Raw genomic sequence first — 25,455 nt, 5'->3', positions numbered from 1 at the left:
CGCATCAGATGACGATCAGCTCGGCCCGCAAGGCACCGGCTTCACGCAGGGCTTCCAGGATGGACACCAGATCACCGGGGGCGGCGCCTACCTGGTTCACGGCACGGACGATCTCGTCCAGGGTCACGCCGGGGTTGAACAGGAACATGCGGCTGTCTTCTTCCGTCACCTCAATGTCCGTCTGCGGCGTCACCACCGTCTCACCCTGCCCGAAGGGCGCGGGCTGGGTGACCTGGGCACGTTCGGTGATGGTCACCGTCATGCTGCCGTGGGACACTGCCGCCGGCATCACCCGTACATTGCTGCCGATCACCACCGTACCGGTGCGGGAATTGACGATCACTTTGGCCGGCGGCTCGCCGGGCTGGACCCGCAGGTTTTCCAGCACCGAGATGAAGGACACCCGCTGACCCGGGTCCCGGGGGGCACTGACCCGCACCGAGGAACCATCCAGCGGACGGGCAGTGCCCGGCCCCATGACATCGTTGATGGCATCACTCAGGCGATTGGCGGTGGTGAAGTCATGGCGGTGCAGATTCAGGGTGACGTGATCCCCCTGGGCGAAGGCCGAGGGCACTTCACGTTCCACCGTGGCCCCGTTGGGGATGCGGCCCACGCTGGGCACGTTCACGCTGACCCGGGAACCATCGGCGCCCGCCACACCGAAGCCGCCCACGATCAGGTTGCCCTGAGCAATGGCGTAGGTCTGGCCGTCCGCCCCCTTGAGGGGGGTCATGAGCAGGGTGCCGCCCCGCAGACTGCCGGCGTTGCCGATGGAAGATACGGTGATATCAATGGTCTGGCCCTGCTTGGCAAAGGGCGGCAGATCGGCATGGATCATCACCGCCGCCACGTTGCGCAGCTGAGGGTTGACGTTGGGCGGCACGGTGACGCCCAACTGGCCCAGCATGTTCTTGAGGCTTTGCACCGTGAACGGTGCCTGGGTGGTCTGATCACCGGTGCCGTCCAGACCTACGACAAGGCCATAGCCCACCAGCTGATTGCTTCTGACACCGGCCACCGAGGCCATGTCCTTGACACGTTCCGCCGCGCCGGCGCCGTGGGGGATGAGCAGGGACAGCACCAGGAGCGTCACGGCCCAGACGATCAGAACTGTGCGTATGTTGTGCATGGCGCGCTAACTCCTAGAAAGGCCACACGGGGCTGTTGAAGAATCGGGTCAACCAGCCCTGACTGTTGCTGTCGGCCAGGGCACCCCGTCCTCCGTAAGCCACCTGGGCAGAGGCCACCTGGGTGGACAGGATGGTGTTGTCGGCACGGATGTCCACGGGACGGACAATGCCCCGTAGCCGGATGTATTCCTCGCCCTGGTTGATCTTCAGCCACTTTTCCCCCTGCACCACCAGATTGCCGTTGGGCAGTACCTCGGCCACCATCACGGTGATGGAGCCATCCAGCCGGTTACTCTGAGAGGCATTGCCCTGACCGTCGAAATCCCGGCTGCCGCTGATCTCGGTATTGAGCAGAGGACGCCCGTTATGCGTGACCGGCCGCCCCAGGATGGTGGGGTTGGCCATGTTCACATTGGATTCCTTGCTGGTGGAGGTGGTGGCCGACTTGGTGGCCTGGGTTCGCTCCGCCAACAACACCGTCAGCACATCCCCCACTTGGCGCGCTTTGTAGTCGGCAAACAGGCCTTGCACCGCCGTGGGCTGGTAGATGGCGCCGTTATTGTGTTCCGGCGGCACGGGCATGGGGGGCATGACGGCGACGAAGTTCGGGTTGTCGCCCCGCTCTACCGGCTTCACCGTGGCGCAGCCGCTCATGATCACCAACAGACATGCTAGGGGCAGGCCCGCGAGGGCAAGCGGCGTCCGTGTTGCCGTGTTCGGATTTCGGGTGTTCATGATGGGCTACCTTCGGTCATGAATCGGGCCGGGATTACAGGTTGTTGTTGATGTACTGCATCATCTGGTCGGAGGTGGAAATGGCCTTGGAATTGATCTCGTAGGCCCGCTGAGTCTCGATCATGTTCACCAGTTCCTCGGCGATGTTCACGTTGGAACTCTCCAGGGAACCCTGCATCAGGCGGCCCAGGCCGTCCTGACCGGGATTGCCCTGCTGGGGCGCGCCGCTGGCGGCGGTCTCGATAAACAGGTTCTGGCCGATGGGCTGCAAACCGGCGGGATTGATGAAGTCGGCCAGTTGGATATTGCCCACTTCCACCGGGGCATTTTCCTGGCCTGCCAAGGTGACGCTGACGATGCCGTCCTGACTGACGCTGACGCTGGTGGCCCCTTCCGGAATGAAGATCCCCGGCTGCAGCTCAAAGCCGTTGGACATGACCATCTGACCATCGGCGCTGAGCTGGAAGCTGCCGTCCCGGGTGTAGGCGATGTTGCCCTCGGGGGTCAGGATCTCGAAGAACCCCCGCCCCTGAACGGAGATGTCCAGGGCATTGTCGGTCTGGATGTGGTTCCCCTGGGTGAAGATCTTGTCCGTGGCCACGGTGCGCACCCCCACCCCGGTCATCAGTCCGGTGGGCAGCTGATTGTTCTGTGCCGACTGGGCACCTGGTTGACGCACGGTCTGATAGATCAGATCCTCGAACGAGGCGCGCCCTTTCTTGAAGCCCGTGGTGTTCACGTTGGCCAGGTTGTTGGAGACCACCGACATGCGGGTCTGCTGGGCATCCAGCCCGGTCTTGGCGATCCAGAGTGCTTGATTCATGATCTTGTCCTCCTGCTAGGCATGGCCGGCCGATCAGGACATGCGCAACAGCTGTGCGCTGCTGCGATCCAGGTCTTCGGCGGTCTTCATAAGCTTTACGTGGGTCTCGTAGTTCCGTGCCAGTTCGATCATGTTGACCATGGCGTGCACGGTGTTGACGTTGCTGCCTTCCAGCACCCCGGAGGTCAGGGAAACGGCGGCGTCAGCCTCTTCCACCTGGCCATCGCCGCGGCGGAACAGGCCATCCTCGCCCCGTGCCAGATCCTGCAGAGCCGGATTCACCAGTTTCACCCGTCCCACCTCGGCCAGGACATTGGCCTCCTGGCCAATGGGGCGGATGCTGATGGTGCCGTCACCACCCACGAGAATGGTCTCGAAGGGCGGGATGGCGATAGGGCCGTCTTCGCCCAGTACCGGCAGGTCATCACCGGTGGTGAGCAGGCCCACGTTGTTCACCTTGAAATTGCCCGCCCGGGTGTAGGCCTCGGTACCGTCCATGGCCTGGACCGCAATCCAGCCGTCCCCCTGCACCGCCACGTCCAGATCCCGGCCGGTGGCAATCTGCGGACCATGGGTGAAATCCGCTTCCACGGCCTGAAGCTGGGCATAGTCCCGGCTGTCGAACACCGGCCCCCGCAAGGGGTGGTTGGTGAACACCTCCAGGCTCTTGCGAAACCCGGTGGTGTTGGCATTGGCCAGGTTATGGGTGTTGACCTGCTGGGAGTGCGCGGCCTCCCGGGCGCCGGTCATGGCGATGTAAAGCATGCGGTCCATCAGTCGCTACCTCCGTTAACGGATATTGATGATGGTCTGCGTCAGGGTGTCGGCGGTGCTGATCACCTGGGCATTGGCCTGGAAGTTACGCTGGGCGGTGATGAGCTTCACCAACTGATCGGCGATGTTGACGTTGGCCGCCTCATAGGCGCCGCCCTGGATCAGGCCGAAGTTGGACTCACCACCGCGCCCCAGCAGGGGCTCGCCGGAGCTGGACGACACCACCCAGTTGGTCCCGCCCACGGGCTGCAGACCCTGGGGGTTGTCGAAGTTGGCCAGCCCTACCTGCCCCAGGGAGCGGTTCGCGCCGTTGGAATAGCGCGCAAACACGGTACCGTCCGTGTCCACGTCCACGCTCACCAGCTGGCCGGCGGCATAACCGTCCTGCCTCAATGCGGTGGTGCTGAATTTGTTGCCGTACTGGGTGGTCTGGCCGAAGTCGACGGCGATTTCCAGATCCGCTGCACCGTTGGGCAGGCCGGTTGCACTGAGAACCAATGGCTGGGTGGCGGCCCTATCCAGTGAACCGTCATTATCAAAAGCCAGCTTGCTCTCTCCTACCTTGACCTGCTCACCACCGATATCCATGTAAGCGGCCACATCCCAGGTCTTTTCCTCGGGTGGAGGCTGGCGCTGCACGAACAGGGAAACCGTCCGGGCAGACCCCAATGAGTCATAGACCGTCAATGAAGTTGAATAATTGAATGTTTCAGGGTCCTGCGGGTCGATAGGCTGAATCTCGCCTGTCGATGTCAATGTAATGAATTGCCCAGGCTCCATATCATCAATTTCAGCAGCGGCGATGGTATCCACAGCATTAGAACCAAGATTGAATTCACCACCGGGGAAACTGATCGTCACGGGATTGCTGGTATTGTTGGTGATTTCAATTGAACCGTCTGCCCCAGCCACTGCGGTGACGCCTGGAATAAGACTGCTGATTTTCGATTCAAGATAATTGGCCGTTACTGTTGCTGGTAGCTCCGCAGTACGGCCAGTGCCGAGATCACCATCAAAAGTCCACGTCAAACGCTGCCCCGGCTGAAAAACCGAAGCGTCCAACGTGGCCGTGGCACCATCGGCTATCACGACATTGCCGGGTGAACCAAACCTCAGTTCCTGACCTGAGGTATTTTCTATCTCAACCGCACCAGCGGCATTCAAAATAATATTGACACCAGCAACATCATTAAGCCCGTCAGGCACAGTCAGAACATTCAATAACTCCTGGGGTGTGACTTCACCTTTCAGGTTCAGATGCTGAACCCCGCCAATGGGCACTGCTTCAGAGCTCAAATTCATCAACGCATCAATCGTCGTGGTGGGATTTGGCGCCGAGTCCCCTGTGGTGAGACGAATCGGTTGCAGCAGGTTCCCACCATCGGGCGGATACCCCATCAGGCGCTGCCCGGCGGCATTGACCATGAAGCCTTCCCGATCCACCTGGAACTGCCCGGCGCGGGTGTACTCGGTAATGCCGCCGCGATCCAGAATGAAGAACCCCTGCCCGTTGATGGCCAGGTCCAGGTTGTTGTCGGTGAAGTTCAGGTCCCCCTGAGTGAACTGCTGGGTCACGGACGCCAGGTTGACGCCACTCCCGGTGGCCGTCTTGGAGACCCCGGTGTAGGACAGTGCGAACACGTCCGCGAACTCGGCACGGGAGCGCTTGAAGCCCGCCGTGGAGGAGTTGGCAATGTTATGACCCGTCACCTGCAGATCCGATGAAGCCGCGTTCAGACCGGTCAGACCGATGTTGAATGATGGCATGGTGTAATCCTCAGTTTATTAGCTTGTTTCTAAAGACGCGTCTCAACCGATCTGCCGGACCGTGGCCAGGTCGATCTCACCGAAGCCTTCAACGATCAGCGTGATTCCCCCGCCGGCCTGCCCGGTACGGACGCTGTCCACCCGAGCATTGAGCAGGGTCTGGGGCTGGCTGGTCTGGCCATCCAGCTGAGCCTCGGCGCGAAACTCATACACCCCCGGTGGTGCCCGCTCGCCCTCCGTGGTAGTGCCGTCCCAGACGAAGGACTTCACGCCGCTCCCCTGCCCGCCCATGGGAATGCGACTTACCAGCACACCCGCCTCGTTGTAGACATTTACCGTCAAGTCATTGGCGGAGGATTTCAGGTCCACTCCACCGCGGATGCCTCCCTCGTCACCCAGCACCGCCAGATCCACGGGGATCAGGACCTCGCGATCCACCAGAGCGGCGGCCTGTAGGGTCTGGTTGGCCTGCATGGCCTGGGCAATGCCTTCAAAGGATTTCTGCAGCTCGCCGATCCCGTTGACCGTGCCGAACTGGGCGATCTGACCCAGGAAATCGCCGCTTTCCATGGGCTCGAAGGGATCCTGATTCTGCAACTGGGTGATCATCAGCTTGAAGAAATCCGCCTGTCCCAGCTCATCCCGGCTGGATTCCTTGCCCTGCCCGGCGGCCGAGGTCAGCCCCAAACTGGCCAGGGTATTGGCGTCAATGACACTCATGTCTCATCCCTCCTATGACTGACCCAGCTGTAGGGTCCGCAGCAACAGTTGCTTGGTGGTGTTCATCACCTCCACGTTGTTCTCGTAACTGCGGGAGGCGGAGATCATGTTGGCCATCTCGTCCACCAGGTTCACGTTGGGCATGTAGACATACCCTTGCTCATTGGCCAGCGGGTGATGGGGCTCATATTTCACGAAGGGCTCGGCCTGGCTCTCGACGATGCCGGCCACCCGCACCGGGGTGGTGGACGCACTCCTGCCGAACTGGTCCATCACCGTCTGGAATACCGGCTGTTTGGAACGGTAGGCCTGCTCGGGGGTAGTGCTGGCTACCTGGGCATTGGCCATGTTGCTGGCGATGGTGTTCAGACGCACCGACTGGGCGCTTAGCGCCGAACCGGAGACGTCAAAGATCTTGAACATGTTGCTCATGGGTTAATCTCCCGGCCTATTCGCCTTTCAGGGCCGTACGCAGGCCGCTGAATTTCTTGCTGAGAAAATCCAGGCTGGCCTGGTACTGCACGGTGTTTTCGGCAAAGGCCGCCTGCTCCAGCTGGGGGTCCACCGTATTGCCGTCCAGGGATGGCTGGGTGGGCACCCGGTAGAGCGGCTCGCCCATGCCCTGCCCCGAGGCATCAGTGGCAATATGGGCGGCGTGGGTGAGGCGCAGACCCAGTGCATCAGGTTGATGTGCACGGCTGAGCACCTGACGAAAATCCAGGTCCCGCGCCTTGTAGTTGGGGGTATCGGAATTGGCGATATTGGAGGCGAGCAACTCCAGGCGCTTTGAGCGCACCTGCAGCGCATCGCCGTGGATACCAATGGCCCTGTCTATGGAAAGTGGCATGGACTCGACCTCAAGAAATGTTCCTGAAGGTCGAAATGCAATCCGCGTGCCATAAAAAAAAAGGCAGGTTTCTTAAAGGCTTGGGTAAAAGGCGTCCTGAATCGGACTGACTGCCACGGCAAGATACCGCCGGTTGGAGGGTCCCGCCCCCTGAGGGCGGGTCGGGTTATTGACACCCTGCCCGCTCAGCGCAGGCGGTAAACCACCCCGGGATTGCAACGCACCATCTCAAAGGCATCCGAGTAATTGGCCATCGACTCGGATGCCCCCAGGAAGAGATACCCACCCGGATTGAGAATTTGGGAAATACGCTTCAGGATCAGCTTCTTGGAGTCGATCGAAAAATAGATCAGCACGTTGCGGCAGAAAACCACGTCGAAACGCCCCAACAGGGTATAGCTGTCCATGAGATTGAACTCACGAAAACTTGCTCGAGCCTTGATATCCGGGCGAAGAACCCAGCGATCACCATTCTGAACGAAAAACCGGTTGCGGCGATCAAGGGAGAGGCCACGTGCGACCGCCAAGGAATCGTAGCTGGCCTCACGGGACTCCTTCAACACGGCGCCCGAGATATCCGTTCCCAGGATCTGGACATCCCGCAAGCTGCCGGGCCGGGACTGCTGGTATTCACTGAACCCCATGCTGATGGAATAAGGCTCCTGCCCGGAAGAACAGGCGGCACACCAGATACGCGGGGCATAACCCGAACCCTTCTGCTTGGCCAACTCCGGGTAGATTTGATTCTTGAGGATCTCGAAGGGAAAGACATCCCGAAACCAGTAGGTTTCGTTGGTGGTCATGGCCTCGATGACCCGTTCCCGCAGACCGGGATTGCGCCCCAGTTTCAGCTGCCTGAGCAGATCGCTGACGGAAGAGACCGAGAATTCACCCATGAGCCGCGACAGGCGGCTGTTCACCAGATAGTGCTTGTTTTCCCCAAGGACCAGTCCACAGGACTTCTCCAGAAACAGCCTGAAATCCTCGTAATCCTGAGATTCGATAGGGCCTGACAAGGTGGATTCCTGTGATCGATCAATCTTTCGTTGTAGAACGCAAGCCGTCGTACTGCTCAATAGGCAGCGCCACCAGTATACCTTCGAGACACCTCAAAAGGGGCATGCCGCGCTGCCGCCCAAGGGGCACACAATAACCGCCGGGCGGCATGAAGATGCCGGCCATGGGTCCTTATTTCGCGTCATCACCCATCTGCAGGTGTCCCAGTACGGCCTCTGCCAGCTCATCGGGGCTGAACTTGGGCAAAAAACGGTCAGCCCCCGCCCTGCGGACCAGGGTCTCATTGAAGGTCCCGCTCAGGGAAGAATGGAGCACAACGTACAGCCCGGACAGGGCCGGCTCCTTCCTGATGGCGGCGGAGAGCGTGTAACCATCCATCTCCGGCATCTCGATATCGGATATCACCATCCCGATCTGCTGCTCGATGGGGCCTTGGGCAGCCATTTCCAGCAACTTGTCCAGTGCCTGTCTGCCATCATTTACCACCACCGATTCCACGCCGATCTGGGTCAGGGCGCGCACGATCTGCTTGCGCGCCACCGTAGAGTCGTCGGCGACCAGGGCGCATCGCACTCTCCCCCCTCCACGGCTGCTGGATACCAGCGCATCGCTGACATCCCGTGCCGGACCGGTGACCATCTCCAGCACTTTTTCCACATCAATGATCTCCACCAGACGATCGTCGACCTGGGTCACAGCCGTCAAAAAACTGTCTTTATGTGTGCCACGGGGAGGCGGTCGAATCTGATCCCAGTTGAGGTTGATGATGCGATCCACCGATGCCACCAGAAGTCCCTGAACGGAACGATTGAATTCAGTAAGAATGACGAATGATCCGCGCTCTCCGGAGCCGACGGGCGACATGCTCAGGGCCTGTGCAAGATCGACCACGGATACCGTCTTGCCGCGCAGGGTAGCCACTCCACGGATGATCGGATGGGCGCTGGGAAGCCGACTCAATGCGGGACAGGTAATGACCTCCCGCACCTTGAATACATTGATGGCAAATAACTGACGGGTACCCAAGGTGAAAAGGAGCAGTTCCAGACGATTCTGCCCCACCATCTGAGTCCGGCGATCGACGTCATCCAGCAAGCTGCTCATCGGGCTCTCCTGCGGGTATTTTCAAATCATACCCTCTCATGCACAAGTATGATCGGCACCGGCGAAGATTTCTTGAAATTTTTTTGGCCTTCATTTTGCAGCATACCCCCCAAAGGACATCATGCGCCACTTATCCGGCGCTTCATGACATACCCCAAGGGTGTGGTGATGAGCCATCAAGCGAGGTAGCGGTACGATGTTTTTCAGCTTCCGGAAGCGCCGATTCGGGATCGGCCTGACTTTGTTCGCAGGCCTGCTGGCCTGCACCCCCATCAATCTTATGGCAGTGGAAACACAGTCTCACGACAGTATTTTGACATCTGCCGGTGCGTTTCTCGGTCATCAGGCCCGCGCTCATCACGGTGATCACGTGGATGTGCGTATCAGCCGGGGCTCACTGGACCCGCGCCTTAGACTGAGGGCCTGCGACACCACCCTGGAAACCTTCTTGCCGGCCGGGGCCAGAATGACGGGGCACACCACCGTAGGGGTTCGCTGCACCGCCCCCTCGCCCTGGAGCCTGTTCGTGCCCATGCAGGTGGTGGTCCGCGGAGAAGTCGTTGTCCTGGAGCGTGCCCTCCCCCGGGGCACCCTGCTCTCCCAAAATGACATCAGGCTCGAATTACGCGACTTGGGCAACATGCACAGCGGATATCTCACGGATCCGGCGGAGGTCACCAACATGGTCCTCAGGCGGGCCCTGCCCGCCGGCACGGCCCTGTCTCCACAGATGGTCGAGCCCCAGCGGCTGGTGCAACGAGGACAAAAGGTCACGCTGGTGGCGCAAAACACCGACCTATCCGTGCGCATGGAGGGCCAGGCACTCGCGGATGGGGCGCATGGAGACCGAGTTCAGGTTCGCAACCTGTCATCCCGGCGCATTGTGGAAGGCCGGGTACTCTCAGCCGGAGTGGTGGGTGTTAATATGTGAGTCAGGTCGCACTGAATCCCCCTAATAGCCCTAAAGAAACCTGAAAACCGGCCGATACTCTTCCTAAGAAGTGGTCGTTCAGTGCACGCGAGGAACGCAACATGTCCATCGACATCAAGAATTTAACTCAGACTCAGCCGCGAAGTGCCGGAGAAAGCCGTGGTGCCTCCGACATTGCCAGAGGCTCGCGGTCAGGCGGTGGTGCTGCGGGGCTTTCCGGCCCGGCGGGCGATAAGGTTACTCTGACGGAGACTGCCCGCCGCCTGAGTACGCTGGAACAGGATGCCAAGGCACAGCCCGCCGTCGACCAGGAAAAGGTAGCCGCCATCCGCCTGGCCATCCAGGAAGGACGCTATGAGGTCAACGCCGAATCCGTGGCCAATAATATCCTCAAGACCGAAGACCTGTTCTAGCCATGAACATGCGCTCGTTTCCGGAGCAACTGGAACAGATTCTGACCCACTCGGTGCGGGAGGCCTCGTCGCTGGAGCATGCCCTGCAACTGGAAGGGCAGGCCCTGAGCGCAAGGGACCTCGATACCCTCAATCTGGCCATCGCCGAAAAGCAGCGGCAGGTTGAGCGGCTGGAGCAGCTCACCCGGGAGCAGGGCGCCCTGCTCAAACGGGAAGGCTATGAGAACAACGCCCAGGGCATGGCATGCTGTCTACGTGACTGGGATACTGAACGCATTCTGAGCCCGGTCTGGGATCGCTTGGTGGACATCATAGCGAGATGCCGTCAGCTCAATCTCACCAATGGCGGCGTGGTGGAAACCAAGCGCCGGCACGTAGAGCAAGCGCTACACATCCTGCGAGGCGAAGACGCCCGTACTGAACTGTACGGCCCTCGCGGGCGGACCACCTCTTCCGGGGCAAATTCCCGCACCATCACCAAAGCCTGACCCCTCCCCCCCCGGCCGACGCCGATAAATCCTGCATGCACCCGCACTAAAGACTGTTTCTTTCTCAGACTGTGCTAGCCTCAGTATAGGCTCCAGAGAAAGTCATCCGTCTGGAGGTCAAAGAGCGCGGAGAACCCGGCCATGAACCAGCCCACCAATCAGACGCAGACGACCGTGCGTACCCCTCCGCCGGGACACCCGGGTGACCGTATCTTGAGGCAGGAACGCATCAATGCCCTGCTCAGAGATCTGGAGGCCCGCCGCGCCTCCATCAGCATCCGTTTCGGCCAGGATCAGGAATTCTTCCACAGCACCCTGAATCGCATGGACCCATCCCGCGGATGGCTGTTCCTGAGCGAGTTGAGTCCTTATCAGGGTAATTTACGCATGGCGGCCGGGCAGCAGGTCCATGTGTACGCGGTACTCAACGCATCCTGCCTGCACTTCCGTGCGGAAGTCCTTCACTCCGGAGAGCACGATGGCGAAGCCTTCTACGTCGTCTCCATGCCGGCCGAACTGGACAGCGAGCAGAAACGCGCGCATTTCCGTGCCCCGGTGGATGATGCCCTCGGTACGCCTGTGACCCTGGTAGACAGGGACGGGCGTCACTTCAACGGCAACCTCGCGGACATATCGCTGGGGGGACTTCGCGCCGCTTTCCCGATCAAAACCCCTATCCATGCCAGAGACCTGCTGACACTCAGCAAACTCGTCCTCTCCGGCAACGAGCCTATTGAATGCGGCATTCAGATACGCTTTGCGTCCGACGATAGGGAAACCGGTGAAAGACTGATCGGCGGGCGTTTTTATGACCTTTCACAGACGGATGAACAGACGCTGCTGAGGGCCTTGCTGCTCATGGAGCGCGAGAGGGTTCACCAGAATGGTGCCGGCCACAAAGGGCTCTATCCTCCCGGGCAATAGCAGCCGAATAACGGGGGCCTCATGGACTCGGAGGCCGAATCCGGGGGAGGATGAAGCTGAAGGATAGTGGCTCAAGAAAAGGGCGGCTAATGGGCTGGAGACCGAATCAATCCGCAACCTGCCCTGGGATCAATTCAATTTAGAACGCCTTAAAAAAGGAAGGTAGAGGAGCCTGAAAACTCGTGTGGCGTCGGCCTCTGCAAAGTCACGATGCGCACACTTTCAGAGTCTTTCAAGCTACCTCTACCTGCACTGCTAATACAGCGACTGCCAAGACCTTCTTAGTAGAAGGGTCTCCACAGGAACACCAGGAAGTGCGCAGCAGCAGCGATCACCATGAACACGGTGAAGGTGGTCTTGAACTGCTCGTGGAATTCCTTGGCTTGTTCTTCGCTCAGGCCCGAGATGCTATTGTCATTCATGGTCTATTCTCTCCGTTACTCAGAAGCTTCAACGGCGCTGGCGTCGAAGGTCAGCGGGTTGTAGTTGTCGTTGGCATACACAAAGGCGTGCACGGCCAGAGCCACGACGAGAACAGCCATCAGAATGGGCATCAGCCAGGTGCCGGGGTTAACCACCAGCCACAGCTTCCAATCGTCTCTGGGGTTGCTCGGCTTGCTCGGTCTGTATTCACTCATTGATATTGCCCTCTTGGTTTATAACCTTGACCATCACGGATGGCCAGGATGTTTGCAACCACCGCCAACATAAAACGGTTAAGGTTGTCTCAAAGTGCTCTTAAATCATTCGGTCTTCATGCCCTGTTCTTTACTTTATAAAGCACTTGGACCGAAAGCTCCCTGATCGGGTTTTATATTCTGCAACCCCAGCCGAAGGACAATCAAAGGCGTCGGATACCGTTGCAGCATGGTTGTAAGTCTACGTTGACAGGCCTAAATGTCAAGGCAACCTACCAACCCCGAAAACCCCGTCCACAAGCCCGAAAAACTCATTATTACCATTTAAAAACATGAAGTTACATAATCGGAAATCTAACTTCCAGAGGGCTGCCGATAACACGGGGCGGGTCTTTTACTGACGCAGATCAGTTTCTCGAAGAAGGGCTGTTCGACGACATCAACGCACCTCCGCCACGCAGTTTTCAGCACGACATGCAAAGCCCCCGGGGATGGTTCTGCAAGCTTCTGGAAGCCTCTCTCAGGCTCCATCAGAAGCATGGCCAGGGGGAACATTGACAGCGCAGAACCGGGGCTTGCACGGCGCACGCATTAAAGCCGGGAAAAACTCACCATTCCTTCGCCTGAAAGCTCAAGCAATCATGCTCATCCATACAAAACTTGGCGACAAAAAAAACGGCCGGCGATAACTCGCCGGCCGTTTTTATAATTACACTGAAGCGCTGATTAAGGAATCAGCGACTCAGGCAGCTTCCTCAGCCTGCACAGCGGTCACATCGCCGCGCAGCGGGTTGTAGCTGTCGTTGGCATACACGAAAGCGTGCACAGCCAAGGCCACCACCAGAACAGCCATCAGGATCGGCATCAGCCAAGTGCCGGGGTTGACCACCAGCCACAGCTTCCAGTCGTCGGAAGGATTGCTCGGCCGCTTTGCTCTGTATTCGCTCATTGGAATCACCCTGTCAATTATTTTCGAACTGAAGCTCAGTCAAAGTCGCACGGGATGACCGTGCAGTGGTGCCGTTCTTAGTAGAACGGTCTCCACACGTAGACGAGGAAGTGAGCAGCAGCGGCAAGCGCCATGAACACGGTGAAGGTGGTCTTGAACTGCTCGTGGAATTCCTTGGCCTGCTCTTCGGTAAGACCGGAAATGCTCTGCACGTATTCGTCGGACATTCAAAGACCCTCCATAGGGTTTGCTGTGACTACTCGAATTCATCGACTCCAGCAGCGGTATTCGCTTCGTTGCCCTGAATTCGGGCTTCAATCCCCTGCCTTGAGTCTGGCTGTAAGTCTACGCTGACACGTTTCCGTGTCAACGGGGGAGAACATGCTTTCGAGGCGAATGCGGCACTGCTGTTGACCGGGGTCAAGTTTTTCATCCCGCCCCCCTTCTTCCCCGGCCAAACACCGGGGAAGAAGGGCTTTCAGACGGTCGGGAAGTCAGTCATGCCGAACTTGCCCTGCGGGCCGGCAGCAGGTGGTTCTTCCCTGGCACGCAGCAATGGGATCATCACCACCAGTACAGCCAGCAGCAGGACAATCTCCAGGTAGTACACCGCCAGATATCCGGTGGCCGGCGCGGTCAAGGCCTCTCCCAGCCAGCCACTGCCGGTTATCCAGCCCACAATGTCGCGAATGGCACCGCCCAGGAAGATGGCACCCCCGGCGGCGGTCGCCTGCACCGCGCCCCAGGCACCCACAGCCATGCCGCTCTGCTCATTTTGGGCAAAGCCCATCATTGCCAGCAGGGTGGACACCGCAAACAGGCCGCCACCAAAACCGATCAGGAAAGCGCCGCAACGAAAGACGATGGTGGAATCCATCGGCACCGCGATCACGACCACGATGAAGGCCAGGACCCCAACACCAGCCCCCGTGGCGGCAATCCGGTAGCAGTTGGCGCCACGGGTCAGCAGTCTTGCCGCCAGGGCAAAGGCAATCAACATACCCGTGGCCCAGGTGGCGGTCAGTGTGGTGGTGGCTGCCACCGACATGCCCAGAATTTCACCACCATAGGGTTCCAGCAGGATGTCCTGCATATTGAATCCGGCGGTTCCCAGGGCGATCACCACCAGCAAGCGACGAATATGGCCGATGCCGCTGAAGGATCGCCAGGCTTCCATGAAGGGGACACTTGGTTCGTGCCGGGCCTTGGCACGCTGCTGATTGATCGCCTCCTGCTTCCACAGGGCCGCCAGGTTCAGCAGGATGGTCAGTACGGCCACCCCCTGCAGCACCTCGATCAGTCGTCCCGGCGTGTAGTCGGTCAGCACGAAACCAAAGATGGAGGACGCAAGCACCATGCCCAGCAACAGCACCACGTACAGCAGGGCCACGACACGAGGACGCTGTTCGGGAGCGGCCAGATCCGTGGCCAGGGCCAGGCCCGCGGTCTGGGTCATGTGCATGCCCGCCCCCACCAGCAGGAAGGCAATGGCAGCCGCCAGCGGACCGAGAAAGGCCGGCCCGCTACCGTCCGACAGCACCAACAGAGCAAAGGGCATGATGGCCAGACCACTGAACTGCAGCAGCGTCCCCATCCATAGGTAGGGTACCCGCCGCCAGCCGAAGGCGGACCGGTGATTGTCCGATCGATGCCCCATCAGTGCCCGCAAGGGGGCAAACAGCAGGGGCAGCGACACCATCAGGGCCACGATCCAGGCCGAGACCCCCTGCTCCACCACCATGACCCGGTTCAGGGTCCCGGTAAGCAGGACCATGGACATGGCCACGGCCACCTGAAACAGCGCCAGGCGCAACAATCGCGGCAGCGGCAAATCCTTGGTGGCCGCATCGGCAAACGGCAGGATCTTGGTACCGAACCGGCCGAGCAGTCCCATGAAAGCACCGGATACACCCTTGCTCATCGCCAGGACTCCCCGCGGCCGGAATGAACGGATACGTTAGCACTCATCAGTCAAATCCCAGGAAATCGAAGATTTCGCGATCTTTCATCGGCTTGGCCCGCTGGGATTCCACTCCGTCCAGCAGGGATTGCGCCAGGCGCATGTATTCGTCCTGGGCGATCTTGAGCTCATCCTCAGGCGGCATCTCGAACACGGTGGATTTCTTCAGGCGACTGCGGCGGATCACATCCAGCAGGGGGAAATGGGCCAGACGCTGGAGGCCCACGGCCTCGTTGAAGCGGTCGATCTCATCGGTGTTCACACTGCGGTTGGCAATGACACCGCCGATGCGTACCTGATAGTTCTTGGCCTTGGCCTCAATGGCGGCGGCGATGCGGTTCAGGGCAAAAATGGAGTCAAAGTCATTGGCCGTCACGACGAGAGCCTGATGGGCATGCTGCAGTGGCGCGGCAAACCCGCCACAGACCACGTCGCCCAGCACATCGAACACCACCACGTCAGTGTCTTCCAGCAGATGATGCTGTTTGAGTAGCTTCACTGTCTGACCCACCACGTATCCACCGCAGCCGGTACCCGCCGGCGGACCGCCCGCCTCCACGCACAGGACACCGTTGTAGCCTTCAAAGACGAAGTCCTCAGGGCGCAGCTCTTCCTCATGGAAGTTCACTGACTCCAGCACATCGATGACTGTAGGCACCATGCGCTTGGTGAGCGTGAAGGTGGAGTCGTGCTTGGGGTCACACCCAATCTGCAACACCCGTTTGCCAAGCCGGGAAAAGGCGGCCGACAGGTTGGAAGACGTTGTGCTCTTGCCGATGCCGCCCTTGCCGTAGATGGCAAACACGCGCGCCGAACCGATGTCCAGATTAGGGTCCATGGCAACCTGGACACTGCCCTCGCCATCAGGCGGCATGGGGCAGTCGTTATTGCAAGTGGAATTCACGCATTAGCCTCCTCGGAAATGCCTTCGACGCGATCATCTAATAAATTCCGCCGAAGTAACGCGACGTGGAAAACGGGAAAAAAGGGCCTGCCGGCCATCCCGGGCCGGGACCACTACGGCAAAAACCTGCCCCGGGACGGTTTTTTTTCAACCGCCCAGCTTGCGGTGGTACCAGAGGTTTCTGGCCTCGTTGTAGAACAGCCAGATAATCCCTGCATAGACCATGATATCAGCGATATAGAATACCAGGGCGCGACCTTCATCACCGCCGGTCCCCATGAAGCTCTTCATGCCCATGCCCAGGCTCAGACCAGCGAAGAACAGTACCACCGACATGATGCGATGGCGCTGAACCCGATCGGTAAAAGCCAGGTATTCCTGCTCACCACGCAGCCATTCCTCGTCCACTTCCGGCTCCTGCTGCTCCACCGGGGTCCGGGTCTGAGCCTCTGCCGGCTCTTCGGAGGCGGTCTGCTGCCAGGCCTGGGACTCGGTGGACTCCAGGGCGGCGATGGGTGCACCGCAGCCCGGACAGGTAGGTGCCTTGTCCGAGACCTGACGTCCGCATTCAGGACAGTCTATCAATGCCATTTCTGATCCCCTGTAGAATTGATTGCCATGTACTCAGGCCGCCGGGCAAACCGGCTGCGCGTTCAGACCCGAGCCAGATGGCGTAGCCAGCCATAATACTAGGCGATCTGCAACGGGTGAATAGGTACAGGGCCGCAAGTGGCTTTACCGGTGTGACACAGGTCATTGGCAGGGCAATCAGCAGGAGGGGAGCAGGAACCATGAATCAGGACAACAGGGTATCCACCGGACTGAACGGCCTTGATGCCGTTATCGACAGTCTTCGTATCGGCGACAACGTGGTCTGGCGCGTGGACCACATGGATGACTACCGGCGCTTCATCGGCCCCTTTCTGGCTGCAGCCCGAGAACGGCAACGCGCCATCATCTACCTGCGCTTTGGCCGCCATGCCCCCCTCGTGGAACCGGGGCCGGATGTCCACATCGTCCATCTGGATGCCCTATGCGGCTTTGAGGCCTTTACCTGTCATGTCTACCAGTTGATCACCGACCATGGACGCGGCGCCTTTTATGTCTTCGACTGCCTGTCCGACCTGCTCTCGGCCTGGGCCACGGACCTGATGGTGGGCAATTTTTTCCAGGTGGTCTGCCCCTATCTATATGAACTGGACACGGTGGCCTACTTCGGCCTTCTGCGACATCGCCACTCCCATCACACCGTGGCCCGCATCCGGCAGACCACCCAGGTCCTGATCGACGTGCGGCGCACCCCTGAGGAATGCCACATCCAGCCGGTCAAGGTCTGGAAACGCCATTCACCCACCATGTTCCTGCCCCATCGCCAGAAGGGCGATCAGTTTCCCCCGGTGATCGACAGCAGTGACGCCACCCGGGTACAGACTGCCCTGGAACAGGACCACAGCCAGGGGCCGCAACGCCAGTTGGATTACTGGAACGCCCTGTTCCTGGAGGCGGCAGAACAGCTGCGTCGCCCCGATGACGAGGCGGGCCGGACCGCCCAGGTGGAACGCCTGTGCCGGGTCATGCTGGGCCGGGATGAACGCATCCTGGCGATGTCCCGCCGTTATTTCAGTCTGGAGGACCTCATGTCCATCCGTGCCCGCATGATCGGTAGCGGCCATATCGGCGGCAAGGCGGCGGGGATGCTCCTGGCCCGGCAGATCCTGCGTCGGGAAGATCCCAAGACCTGGGAACGGCACCTGGAACCCCATGACTCCTTCTTTCTGGGGACCGACGTCTACTACTCCTTTCTGGTACACAACGGCTGGTGGCCCAGAATCATGCGCCAGCGCACGCCGGACGGTTATTACAGCGAGGGGCAGGCCCTGCACGAGCGGATGCTTCATGGCCGCCTGCCCGATGAGATCCGCGAGGAGTTGGCCAGGATGCTGGACTACTTTGGTCAGTATCCCATCCTCGTGCGCTCCAGCAGTCTACTGGAAGACGGCTTCGGCAACGCCTTTGCAGGCAAGTACGAAAGCGTCTTCTGTGTCAATCAGGGGACTCCTGAGGAACGGCTGGAGCAACTGGAACAGGCCATCTGCCAGGTCTTTGCCAGCGCCATGAGCGAGGATGCCCTCGTCTACCGCAGCCAGCGGGGACTGGCGGACCTGGAAGAACCCATGGCCCTGCTGCTGCAGCGGGTGAATGGCCGCTATCATGGCCGCCACTACCTGCCGGATGCCGCCGGCGTGGGGGTCTCCCGCAATATCTTCGTCTGGGATCGGGACATGGACCCGGCCGCGGGCATGGTACGCCTGGTCATGGGACTGGGCACGCGGGCTGTGGACCGCAACGACGGCGATCACGCCTGCATCATCGCCCTGGATCACCCTCTCAAACGCCCCTTTGCCCATGCGGACGACGGCCGTTTTTTCCAGCACAAGGTGGACACCCTGGATGTACTGGACAACGAACTGGTCAGCCACCCCCTGCGGGATCTGGTCAACGCGGACATGGATCATGTACTGCAGTGGTGCGCAGAGCCGGATCGGGAGGCCAGCGAGCGTTCCAGGGTCCTGGGTGGGCCGCCGGTGTGGCGACTGACCTTTGCGCCACTCCTGCACAGGACGCCTTTCGTACCCATGATGCAGGGGCTGTTGCAGACACTGGAGTCCATATACGCCCATCCGGTGGACGTGGAGTTCACCGTCCACCTGGGCGAGGACGGCACCCCGTCGTTCAATCTGGTTCAGTGCCGCCCCCTGCAGACCCAGGGAGGGAACCGGCAAATCCGGCTCCCCTCTGCCCCCGATGACGCTTCGATCCTGTTCCGCAACCAGGGGCATTTCATGGGCGGCAGCCTGGATCAGCCCATAGCGCGCATCATCCGCGTGGACGGAGGGCGCTACAGTGCCCTGGACACCCGCCGGAAATATACCGTGGCCCGCCTGGTGGGACAGATCAACCGGCGCATGTCGGACCGGGATGATCAGCCTACCCTGCTGATCGGCCCCGGCCGCTGGGGCACCAGCACCCCGGAACTGGGTGTGCCGATCCGTTTTGCCGACATCAGTCGCATGGCGGTGCTGGTGGAAGTCGCCGAACTGGGTGGAGGAGTGATACCGGATCTTTCCTATGGCTCCCACTTCTTTCAGGATCTGGTGGAATCACGGATTGCCTATGTGGCGCTGATGCCCCGGGAAAAGGATACAGACTATAGACCGGAGTGGCTCGATAGCCTTTCACAGGAAACCATCGCTCCCAATCTGGTGGAAGGATTGGACGATTCGGTGCTGGCAGCCGTCACGATTCATGATGTGCGGGGGCTGGATCTCAGACTGATGGCGGATGTGGTCAGCCAGCAGGTTCTTTGCTGTGTCCTCAGACGCAACGGCATCCCCTGAGCTTCTTGAAAGTAAAAAAAAACCGACCCGCGCTGTTCATGGCGCGGGTCGGTCTTGTGCAACAACGGACAGGGTCGGGAAATCAGATCACGCCCATGGCCACCATGGCACCGGCCACCTTCACGAAGCCGGCGATGTTGGCACCCACCACGTAATTGCCGGGCGCGCCGAATTCTTCGGACGTCTGATGGCAGTTACGGTGGATATCCACCATGATTTCACGCAGACGCTCTTCGGTATGCTCGAAGGTCCAGGAGTCACGGCTGGCGTTCTGCTGCATTTCCAGGGCGCTGGTGGCCACACCCCCTGCATTGGCGGCCTTGCCGGGACCGAAGGCAATGCCGGCTTCGGTGAAGAAGCGGATGGCCTCTGGCGTGGAAGGCATGTTGGCACCTTCCGCCACGGCGATGACACCGTTCTTGATCAGGGTCTTGGCATCGGTGCCGTTGAGCTCGTTCTGGGTGGCGCAGGGCAGTGCCACCTGACAGGGCACAGTCCAGATATTGCCGTCTTCCAGGTACTTGGCACTCTTCTTCTCTTCCGCGTAGGCACTGATGCGGCGACGCTCCACTTCCTTGATCTGCTTGACCAGATCCAGATCGATGCCGTCCTTGTCCACGATCACGCCGTTGGAGTCGGAACAGGCGATGACCTTGGCCCCCAGAGACATGGCCTTCTCCATGGCGTAGATGGCCACGTTGCCGGAACCGGAGACCACGCAGGTCTTGCCGTCAAAGGAATCGGAACGCACCTTGAGCATCTCTTCGGTAAAGAAGACGGTGCCGTAGCCGGTGGCTTCCTTGCGGGCGCGACTACCGCCCCAGTTCAGGCCCTTGCCGGTGAACACGCCGGACTCATAGCGGTTGGTGATGCGCTTGTACTGACCGAACAGATACCCGATCTCGCGCTGCCCCACACCGATGTCACCAGCCGGTACATCGGTGTATTCGCCCAAATGACGGTACAGTTCGGTCATCATGCTCTGGCAGAAGCGCATGATCTCACCGTCGGAACGACCCTTGGGATCGAAGTCGCTGCCGCCCTTGCCGCCGCCGATGGGCATACCGGTGAGGGCGTTCTTGAAGATCTGCTCAAAGCCCAGGAACTTGATGATGCCCAGGTAGACGGAAGGGTGGAAACGAATGCCACCCTTGTAGGGACCCAGGGCGCTGTTGAACTGAACGCGGAAACCGCGGTTGATCTGGGTGACACCCTTGTCATCCTGCCACGGCACCCGGAAGATGATCTGCCGCTCCGGCTCACAGATCAGCTGGATGATCTTGCGATCGGCAAATTCCGGATACTTGACCAGGACCGGCCCCAGGGATTCCAGCACTTCGCGAACTGCCTGATGGAACTCCGTTTCCCCCGGGTTTCTACGCAAGACTTCCTGATAAATGGGTTCCAGCTTTTCGTCGAGACCTGCCGCCATATTTCATTTCTCCAGCACAGCGAACCCGACCAGGGGACAGAGCACGGTGTGCAATTGGTGTTTGAAAAGGACCGCTCCCGGTCGCCAGGAGCGACCGGGGCACGGGACTAGAAAATCAGCGCTTCAGCGATGAAAATCCCCTGCACTTTCAGGCTGATAAAGGATTTCATCGATACGGACCTTGATGACCCCGCCACCGGGCCTGGGCCACTCGATCTGGTCTCCCACGGACAAACCCAGCAATGCACTGCCCACGGGGGCAAGGATGGACACCCTGTCCGGCTGCCCGGTGCTGTCCTTGGGGTAGACCAACGTCATGCAGAAGGTCTCGCCGGTACCGTCCATGACAAAGCGCACGGTGGAGTTCATGGTCACCACCGTCGGCGGGATCTGTCCCGGATCGACCACCTCGGCACGGTCCAGCTCGGCCTGCAAGGCGGCCTTACCGGGGAAGGCGTTTTCTGAAATCGACGCCAGCAGGCTGTCCAGCCTGTCGAAATCCTGTGAAGACAGGACGATATTGGGTTTGCTATTCACGCTGATGAACTCTGAACATCCCTAGATTAGAGGACGGGGCATTCTAGCCCGAAATCTCGTATTTTTCGCCCCCTCGCCTCAGGGAGTGCCTGAAGCGGGGGCAACCTTCGCTACGTCAATCCGATTACGGCCGCTGGTCTTGGCCCGATACAGGGCCTCATCCGCCCGTTGCAGGGCATGATCCGGCAGGATATCCCGCGATGACAGGCAGGTAATGCCGATACTCACCGTGATGGAAATTTCCAGATCCTCAGTGCGAACAGGGATCCGGGCAATGCGTTTCCTGAGTCGCTCCGCCAGAGCGATGGCGTCCTGGAGATCGGTATCCGGCAGCAGCACGGCAAACTCTTCTCCCCCCATACGACCCGCAAAGTCACTTTTACGCAGACAATATCGAACCAGTGACGCGAAATGCCGGAGAACCGTATCGCCGGTAGAATGGCCATGGGTATCGTTCACATGCTTGAAATGATCCAGGTCCAGCATCATCACCGCGGCCTGGTGATCAGGATTACGGTCCATACGCAGGATTTCATCCTGCATACGATCGAGAAAATGACGCCGATTGGAAAGCCCGGTGAGATGATCAGTGGTCGCCATCTCCCTGAGTTCCTGCTCCATTCGCTTGCGATCCGTAATATCGGAAATGGTCCCGACCATGCGCAGAGGGCTACCCTTCGAATCACGTCGCACCACCAGGCCACGGGCCAGAATCCACCGCCAGCCACCGTCCTTGCCGCGCACACGGTGCTCGGTCTCGTAATGAGGTGAGTTGCCTTCCAGATGTCGATCCAGAAGTTCCCGCGCATGGTGCAGATCATCCGGATGCACACGCCGGAACCAGTCCTTTGCCCGGGAACAGGCAAATTCATGGTCTGCATACCCCAGCATCTCACCACAGCGACGGGACTGAATCAGGGTATCGGCCTGCACGTTCCAGTCAAAAACAGCATCGCCGGCCGCCTCCAGAGCAAAATGCCAGCGCTCCGCACTCTCCTCCAAAGTTTGCAGATTTTGGGTACGCTCAATGGCAATAGCGGCAAGGTTTGCAAATTCGCGCATTGAGCGGATTTCACTTTCAGAGGGGGTATGGATTCGGCGGTGAAACAGATTGAAGCTGCCCAGCACATCCCCTTGCGATGACAGGACAGGGACCGACCAGCAGGAAGCCAACCCCCGCGCCAAGGCCAGGTCCCTGTAATCGGCCCAACGGGGGTCGGACTGGATGTCGGCCGATATGATGACCTGCCGCTTGTTTATCAAGAGAGCCCCCGGCCCCAAAATATCCTTCCCGGATTGTTCTGAAACCGCCTGCTGGAAATCCGCGTCAAGGCTTGGTGCCGCGCCCGGCACCAGCCTGTGCCGCCCTTCATCCACCAGGGTGATGTCGCACAGGACCTCGGGATCCTCAAGTTCCACGCTCCTCGCCAGGGAATCCAGTATCACCGATAGCTCGGCGCCGCCTGCCAGCAGGGAGAGCACCCGGTTCCTGCCCGCCTCGCGCTGCTCGTGTCGTTTGCGGTCCGTAATATCCGTCAGCGCGCCCTCGAAGCGCACCATATTGCCGCGAGGATCATATTCGATACTGCTGTGATCCTCGATCCAGAGGGTCTTGCCGGTGCCGGTGACAATTCGATACTGTTGGCGAAACTGTTTGTGTTTGCGGCGTATATGTCGCCCCATCTCGGCGATCAGGCGCTCACGATCATCAGGGTGGACCAGTTGGATGAACAGTTTCTCACCCGACATCATCTCGGCCGCTGAATAACCCCAGCGCGACACATTGGCAGAGATGTAGTCCACCGGCCACCCGGGCTCCGCCAGCCAGCGGCAGAGTATCACCGCGCTGGACTCCACCACCCTGTTGGCAGCCTTGAGTACCGCCATGGCCTGCAAACGCTCCATCGCTACGGAGAGGTCGTGAACCATCTCCCGCAGTAAGAAAACCGTCTTGGCGGTGAAGGCATGGCTCTCCGTACTGAAAAGATTCAACGTCCCGGTGACCGTGTCTCCGGAAGTAATGGCAAACCCGGCCAGTGAGCGCATCCCCGCCGCAAATGCCTCTGCCGCGCCATGAGCCTCCCCTTCCTCCGGTGAAAGCTCATTAACCACCATGTACGGCACATTGTCCCGTCCACTGTCCTCACCCTTGCGCAGCCATTCAGCCGAACATTTGTGAGGCTCGATATCCCCCACGTCATCACCGCAGAGGGCAAACAGACGTAATTTCCTGTTATCCCCGCCCTCCCAAACCCCTATCCAGGCGGCACTGAACATGCCCTGCTGCACCAGGATGCTGCAGAAGGTGTTAACGAGTGTCTTGCAGTCATGACTACGAACAATGGCCTGATTCACCCGAATCGTCATGTCCTGCAGATGCTGCAGCCGCTTCTGCGCGTACAGATCAGCGCCATCCTGACCGATATCCCGGAGAACGACGAAATAGGCCCAAGGCCTGCCATCATCACGACGCACGGCACGCACGCTCACGGATGCCCGGACGACCTCGCCATCGGCACGAATGAACGCCTTGTCACAGGAAAATCGCTCGCAATCCCCTGTCGCCAAAAGGGAAAAATGCTGCTGATCATTATCATGATCCTTGTTCGGGGAGACCGCTTGCCAGGTCATCCCCAATAGCTGCTCCCGAGAATATCCCAGTATTTCAAGCAGCCGATCATTCACACCGGTCCATTGGCATTCATCCGGGGACAGCGTGGCGAGGGCAAGAAAGTGAAGGCTGTAAAAGCAATCCAGTAACGGACTACCGACCAACTCGGGCACCCGGGCCTCAGGGCGTTCCGCCAGAGTGACGGTGAAGCCTGCCGACGCCTCAGTGGTTTTGCGGGGATCACGGGCTACATGCACATCCGCGTGGAACAAACGGCCCTGCCGGCTCCTGAACAGCAGATCCTCCCCAAGCACACTGCCATCGCGTTCAGCCCGCTCCATGAGCGCTTCCAGCGGGGCGCCCCCTTCGGGAGGAGACAACTGGAAATCCTTCAGTTGGGGCAAGGGCATCCGGCAAGCAGACCCATTCTCTCCCCATAACAGGGTCAGGGCTGACGCGTTACCCCGGAGAATACCCCCACGGCCATCCACCTGCAGTTCGGCAATGGAGGATTCGAGCCACCCCCCCTCGCCCGCGACCGCAGATACGGCTGATTCTCCTGCCTTCCGGGGCGTAAGCCTATCTGTGGGCGGGGACATGCCATGTTCCTCAAGCTTCGCGACCGTGCGGGAAAACGTATTGCCTATCCCACAATAATGTAGCAGAAACCGGGCTGATCACAGTTCGGCCATGAAAGAATCCCGAGGCCGGAAAGATTTTACGAGGTGCAGACGCGAAAAAGGCCCCTTAAAGGGGCCTTTTTGCTTTTTACCTTTTACAACATCCCGGCGCTTTAAAGCATCAGGATAGTGCCAGAATTTGGCGTCCCCACGGGGATTCGAACCCCGGTCGCCGCCGTGAAAGGGCGGTGTCCTAGGCCTCTAGACGATGGGGACTAGGAAAAAAAATTATAGCAGAACAGATGAAAATAAGAAACTTTTATTTCACACTGACTGCCTTACATCTAAACTCTTTACTGCTACCCTTCCTGTTTCTGCTCAGTCAGCACCACCGTGACCAAACCGGTGAAAACCGTCAATACGCCCAAGGGCACCAGAGACAGAAAGTACTTTGCAAGCTCGTCGGCCCCGCTAAACATCGAACCGAAACCGACGATCATGCCCACCAGCGTTAGCAGCGCACCGACAACCACCGAGTATCTACCTATTCGATGCATGCCGTATCACTACCCCGCCGGCGGCGGAGACTTGGTGGAGCCAGGCGGGATCGAACCGCCGACCTCTTGCATGCCATGCAAGCGCTCTCCCAGCTGAGCTATGGCCCCGAAAGCTTTATGACCGTTTCGATGCTGCCGTTTCGGTCATGCCCTTCAGAAGCTGCGTACTATAC

Annotated in this window: 26 protein-coding genes, 2 tRNA genes and 1 pseudogene; 5 read left to right on the top strand and 24 right to left on the bottom strand. The window is 59.6% G+C overall.

The annotated features are described in order from the left end of the window. Nucleotides 1–4: 4 nt before the first annotated feature. From LQ956_RS12365 to LQ956_RS12315, 11 genes and pseudogenes are all read right to left on the bottom strand, one after another. Nucleotides 5–1,132 carry a flagellar basal body P-ring protein FlgI gene (locus LQ956_RS12365; RefSeq protein ID WP_238621231.1) on the bottom strand — a complete coding sequence of 376 codons (1,128 nt, stop codon included), beginning with the start codon at nucleotides 1,130–1,132 and terminating at the stop codon, nucleotides 5–7. A gap of 13 nt (nucleotides 1,133–1,145) precedes the next feature. Continuing rightward, entirely contained in the window at nucleotides 1,146–1,868 is a 723-nt protein-coding gene (gene flgH / locus LQ956_RS12360) for a flagellar basal body L-ring protein FlgH (RefSeq protein ID WP_255722487.1), read from the bottom strand. Between the two features lie 34 nt (nucleotides 1,869–1,902). Beyond that, nucleotides 1,903–2,691, bottom strand: a complete 789-nt coding sequence (gene flgG, locus LQ956_RS12355; RefSeq protein WP_238621232.1) for a flagellar basal-body rod protein FlgG — start codon at nucleotides 2,689–2,691, stop codon at nucleotides 1,903–1,905. A gap of 33 nt (nucleotides 2,692–2,724) precedes the next feature. Further along, nucleotides 2,725–3,465: a flagellar basal body rod protein FlgF gene (locus tag LQ956_RS12350; RefSeq protein WP_238630087.1), complete on the bottom strand. Its 741-nt coding sequence runs from the start codon at nucleotides 3,463–3,465 to the stop codon at nucleotides 2,725–2,727. Nucleotides 3,466–3,480: 15 nt separating this feature from the next. Then, nucleotides 3,481–4,767, bottom strand: a complete 1,287-nt coding sequence (locus LQ956_RS15120) for a flagellar hook protein FlgE (protein WP_430733420.1) — start codon at nucleotides 4,765–4,767, stop codon at nucleotides 3,481–3,483. Further along, nucleotides 4,747–5,232 (bottom strand): annotated as a pseudogene (locus LQ956_RS12340) (flagellar hook-basal body complex protein); the annotation flags it as partial. The pseudogene LQ956_RS12340 and the gene LQ956_RS15120, both read right to left, overlap by 21 nt. 42 nt (nucleotides 5,233–5,274) lie before the next feature. Continuing rightward, on the bottom strand, nucleotides 5,275–5,952 hold the full coding sequence (locus tag LQ956_RS12335; RefSeq protein ID WP_238630086.1) for a flagellar hook assembly protein FlgD: 678 nt from the start codon (nucleotides 5,950–5,952) through the stop codon (nucleotides 5,275–5,277). Nucleotides 5,953–5,964: 12 nt separating this feature from the next. Then, entirely contained in the window at nucleotides 5,965–6,384 is a 420-nt protein-coding gene (flgC, locus tag LQ956_RS12330; protein WP_238621236.1) for a flagellar basal body rod protein FlgC, read from the bottom strand. Between the two features lie 16 nt (nucleotides 6,385–6,400). Next, entirely contained in the window at nucleotides 6,401–6,799 is a 399-nt protein-coding gene (gene flgB, locus LQ956_RS12325) for a flagellar basal body rod protein FlgB (RefSeq protein ID WP_238621237.1), read from the bottom strand. Between the two features lie 185 nt (nucleotides 6,800–6,984). Beyond that, the gene (locus LQ956_RS12320) at nucleotides 6,985–7,815 is read right to left on the bottom strand and encodes a CheR family methyltransferase (protein ID WP_238621238.1); all 831 of its coding nucleotides are present in this window, start codon (nucleotides 7,813–7,815) and stop codon (nucleotides 6,985–6,987) included. Between the two features lie 172 nt (nucleotides 7,816–7,987). Further along, nucleotides 7,988–8,920, bottom strand: coding sequence for a chemotaxis protein (locus LQ956_RS12315; protein ID WP_238621239.1), 933 nt, complete (start codon nucleotides 8,918–8,920; stop codon nucleotides 7,988–7,990). 313 nt (nucleotides 8,921–9,233) lie between these two features. Here LQ956_RS12315 and flgA point away from each other — a divergent pair, with 313 nt between their 5' ends. The 4 genes from flgA to LQ956_RS12295 all read left to right on the top strand — a co-directional run bounded on the left by flgA (nucleotide 9,234) and on the right by LQ956_RS12295 (nucleotide 11,676). After that, entirely contained in the window at nucleotides 9,234–9,851 is a 618-nt protein-coding gene (gene flgA, locus LQ956_RS12310; protein WP_255722486.1) for a flagellar basal body P-ring formation chaperone FlgA, read from the top strand. Nucleotides 9,852–9,952: 101 nt separating this feature from the next. Further along, the gene (gene flgM / locus LQ956_RS12305) at nucleotides 9,953–10,264 is read left to right on the top strand and encodes a flagellar biosynthesis anti-sigma factor FlgM (protein WP_238630084.1); all 312 of its coding nucleotides are present in this window, start codon (nucleotides 9,953–9,955) and stop codon (nucleotides 10,262–10,264) included. A 2-nt stretch (nucleotides 10,265–10,266) separates the two neighbouring features. Then, nucleotides 10,267–10,752, top strand: coding sequence for a flagella synthesis protein FlgN (locus LQ956_RS12300; protein WP_238622579.1), 486 nt, complete (start codon nucleotides 10,267–10,269; stop codon nucleotides 10,750–10,752). Nucleotides 10,753–10,893: 141 nt separating this feature from the next. Beyond that, nucleotides 10,894–11,676 (top strand): flagellar brake protein, encoded by a 783-nt coding sequence (locus LQ956_RS12295; RefSeq protein WP_238622580.1) that lies wholly within the window; start codon nucleotides 10,894–10,896, stop codon nucleotides 11,674–11,676. 281 nt (nucleotides 11,677–11,957) lie between these two features. On the opposite strand, the gene pufB (LQ956_RS12290) is transcribed toward LQ956_RS12295, so the two are convergent. The 7 genes from pufB (LQ956_RS12290) to LQ956_RS12260 form a co-directional block, all read right to left on the bottom strand. Continuing rightward, entirely contained in the window at nucleotides 11,958–12,098 is a 141-nt protein-coding gene (pufB, locus tag LQ956_RS12290; RefSeq protein ID WP_238622581.1) for a light-harvesting antenna LH1, beta subunit, read from the bottom strand. Between the two features lie 15 nt (nucleotides 12,099–12,113). Further along, the gene (gene pufA / locus LQ956_RS12285) at nucleotides 12,114–12,314 is read right to left on the bottom strand and encodes a light-harvesting antenna LH1, alpha subunit (RefSeq protein WP_238622582.1); all 201 of its coding nucleotides are present in this window, start codon (nucleotides 12,312–12,314) and stop codon (nucleotides 12,114–12,116) included. A gap of 742 nt (nucleotides 12,315–13,056) precedes the next feature. After that, nucleotides 13,057–13,263, bottom strand: a complete 207-nt coding sequence (gene pufA / locus LQ956_RS12280; protein WP_238622583.1) for a light-harvesting antenna LH1, alpha subunit — start codon at nucleotides 13,261–13,263, stop codon at nucleotides 13,057–13,059. Nucleotides 13,264–13,340: 77 nt separating this feature from the next. After that, nucleotides 13,341–13,490 (bottom strand): light-harvesting antenna LH1, beta subunit, encoded by a 150-nt coding sequence (gene pufB, locus LQ956_RS12275; protein ID WP_008931732.1) that lies wholly within the window; start codon nucleotides 13,488–13,490, stop codon nucleotides 13,341–13,343. A 251-nt stretch (nucleotides 13,491–13,741) separates the two neighbouring features. Beyond that, the gene (locus LQ956_RS12270; RefSeq protein ID WP_238622584.1) at nucleotides 13,742–15,184 is read right to left on the bottom strand and encodes a BCD family MFS transporter; all 1,443 of its coding nucleotides are present in this window, start codon (nucleotides 15,182–15,184) and stop codon (nucleotides 13,742–13,744) included. A gap of 46 nt (nucleotides 15,185–15,230) precedes the next feature. Then, nucleotides 15,231–16,097 (bottom strand): ferredoxin:protochlorophyllide reductase (ATP-dependent) iron-sulfur ATP-binding protein, encoded by an 867-nt coding sequence (gene bchL, locus LQ956_RS12265; protein WP_238622599.1) that lies wholly within the window; start codon nucleotides 16,095–16,097, stop codon nucleotides 15,231–15,233. A gap of 177 nt (nucleotides 16,098–16,274) precedes the next feature. Then, entirely contained in the window at nucleotides 16,275–16,718 is a 444-nt protein-coding gene (locus tag LQ956_RS12260) for a zinc-ribbon domain-containing protein (RefSeq protein WP_238622585.1), read from the bottom strand. Nucleotides 16,719–16,918: 200 nt separating this feature from the next. Here LQ956_RS12260 and LQ956_RS12255 point away from each other — a divergent pair, with 200 nt between their 5' ends. Continuing rightward, a complete protein-coding gene (locus LQ956_RS12255; RefSeq protein WP_238622586.1) occupies nucleotides 16,919–19,525 on the top strand; it encodes a PEP/pyruvate-binding domain-containing protein in 2,607 nt (868 codons plus the stop codon). A gap of 82 nt (nucleotides 19,526–19,607) precedes the next feature. On the opposite strand, the gene gdhA is transcribed toward LQ956_RS12255, so the two are convergent. The 6 genes from gdhA to LQ956_RS12225 form a co-directional block, all read right to left on the bottom strand. Further along, entirely contained in the window at nucleotides 19,608–20,957 is a 1,350-nt protein-coding gene (gene gdhA, locus LQ956_RS12250; protein ID WP_238622587.1) for an NADP-specific glutamate dehydrogenase, read from the bottom strand. Between the two features lie 123 nt (nucleotides 20,958–21,080). Then, the gene (gene rnk, locus LQ956_RS12245) at nucleotides 21,081–21,494 is read right to left on the bottom strand and encodes a nucleoside diphosphate kinase regulator (RefSeq protein WP_238622588.1); all 414 of its coding nucleotides are present in this window, start codon (nucleotides 21,492–21,494) and stop codon (nucleotides 21,081–21,083) included. A gap of 78 nt (nucleotides 21,495–21,572) precedes the next feature. Further along, complete coding sequence (locus LQ956_RS12240) at nucleotides 21,573–24,509, bottom strand: diguanylate cyclase (protein WP_238622589.1); 2,937 nt, start codon at nucleotides 24,507–24,509, stop codon at nucleotides 21,573–21,575. A gap of 416 nt (nucleotides 24,510–24,925) precedes the next feature. Further along, nucleotides 24,926–25,001 (bottom strand) — tRNA-Glu (locus LQ956_RS12235). Nucleotides 25,002–25,084: 83 nt separating this feature from the next. Continuing rightward, nucleotides 25,085–25,282, bottom strand: a complete 198-nt coding sequence (locus tag LQ956_RS12230) for a hypothetical protein (protein WP_238622590.1) — start codon at nucleotides 25,280–25,282, stop codon at nucleotides 25,085–25,087. Nucleotides 25,283–25,314: 32 nt separating this feature from the next. Beyond that, a tRNA-Ala gene (locus LQ956_RS12225) sits at nucleotides 25,315–25,390 on the bottom strand. Nucleotides 25,391–25,455: the final 65 nt, after the last annotated feature.

Source organism: Ectothiorhodospira lacustris, assembly GCF_022227845.1.
GTDB classification, from domain to species: Bacteria; Pseudomonadota; Gammaproteobacteria; order Ectothiorhodospirales; family Ectothiorhodospiraceae; genus Ectothiorhodospira; species Ectothiorhodospira lacustris.
Note: the sequence above shows the minus strand (reverse complement) of the source record. Positions and strands in the feature narration are given on the sequence as shown.

Excerpts from the sequence above, each read along its gene's own strand:
- LQ956_RS12365 (WP_238621231.1), bottom strand. The coding sequence starts at position 1,132 with ATGCACAACATACGCACAGTTCTGATCGTCTGGGCCGTGACGCTCCTG.
- flgH (WP_255722487.1), bottom strand. The coding sequence starts at position 1,868 with ATGAACACCCGAAATCCGAACACGGCAACACGGACGCCGCTTGCCCTC.
- flgG (WP_238621232.1), bottom strand. The coding sequence starts at position 2,691 with ATGAATCAAGCACTCTGGATCGCCAAGACCGGGCTGGATGCCCAGCAG.
- LQ956_RS12350 (WP_238630087.1), bottom strand. The coding sequence starts at position 3,465 with ATGGACCGCATGCTTTACATCGCCATGACCGGCGCCCGGGAGGCCGCG.
- LQ956_RS15120 (WP_430733420.1), bottom strand. The coding sequence starts at position 4,767 with ATGAATTTGAGCTCTGAAGCAGTGCCCATTGGCGGGGTTCAGCATCTG.
- LQ956_RS12335 (WP_238630086.1), bottom strand. The coding sequence starts at position 5,952 with ATGAGTGTCATTGACGCCAATACCCTGGCCAGTTTGGGGCTGACCTCG.
- flgC (WP_238621236.1), bottom strand. The coding sequence starts at position 6,384 with ATGAGCAACATGTTCAAGATCTTTGACGTCTCCGGTTCGGCGCTAAGC.
- flgB (WP_238621237.1), bottom strand. The coding sequence starts at position 6,799 with ATGCCACTTTCCATAGACAGGGCCATTGGTATCCACGGCGATGCGCTG.
- LQ956_RS12315 (WP_238621239.1), bottom strand. The coding sequence starts at position 8,920 with ATGAGCAGCTTGCTGGATGACGTCGATCGCCGGACTCAGATGGTGGGG.
- flgM (WP_238630084.1), top strand. The coding sequence starts at position 9,953 with ATGTCCATCGACATCAAGAATTTAACTCAGACTCAGCCGCGAAGTGCC.
- LQ956_RS12300 (WP_238622579.1), top strand. The coding sequence starts at position 10,267 with ATGAACATGCGCTCGTTTCCGGAGCAACTGGAACAGATTCTGACCCAC.
- LQ956_RS12295 (WP_238622580.1), top strand. The coding sequence starts at position 10,894 with ATGAACCAGCCCACCAATCAGACGCAGACGACCGTGCGTACCCCTCCG.
- pufB (WP_238622581.1), bottom strand. The coding sequence starts at position 12,098 with ATGAATGACAATAGCATCTCGGGCCTGAGCGAAGAACAAGCCAAGGAA.
- pufA (WP_238622582.1), bottom strand. The coding sequence starts at position 12,314 with ATGAGTGAATACAGACCGAGCAAGCCGAGCAACCCCAGAGACGATTGG.
- pufA (WP_238622583.1), bottom strand. The coding sequence starts at position 13,263 with ATGAGCGAATACAGAGCAAAGCGGCCGAGCAATCCTTCCGACGACTGG.
- pufB (WP_008931732.1), bottom strand. The coding sequence starts at position 13,490 with ATGTCCGACGAATACGTGCAGAGCATTTCCGGTCTTACCGAAGAGCAG.
- LQ956_RS12270 (WP_238622584.1), bottom strand. The coding sequence starts at position 15,184 with ATGAGCAAGGGTGTATCCGGTGCTTTCATGGGACTGCTCGGCCGGTTC.
- bchL (WP_238622599.1), bottom strand. The coding sequence starts at position 16,097 with ATGCCGCCTGATGGCGAGGGCAGTGTCCAGGTTGCCATGGACCCTAAT.
- LQ956_RS12260 (WP_238622585.1), bottom strand. The coding sequence starts at position 16,718 with ATGGCATTGATAGACTGTCCTGAATGCGGACGTCAGGTCTCGGACAAG.
- LQ956_RS12255 (WP_238622586.1), top strand. The coding sequence starts at position 16,919 with ATGAATCAGGACAACAGGGTATCCACCGGACTGAACGGCCTTGATGCC.
- gdhA (WP_238622587.1), bottom strand. The coding sequence starts at position 20,957 with ATGGCGGCAGGTCTCGACGAAAAGCTGGAACCCATTTATCAGGAAGTC.
- LQ956_RS12230 (WP_238622590.1), bottom strand. The coding sequence starts at position 25,282 with ATGCATCGAATAGGTAGATACTCGGTGGTTGTCGGTGCGCTGCTAACG.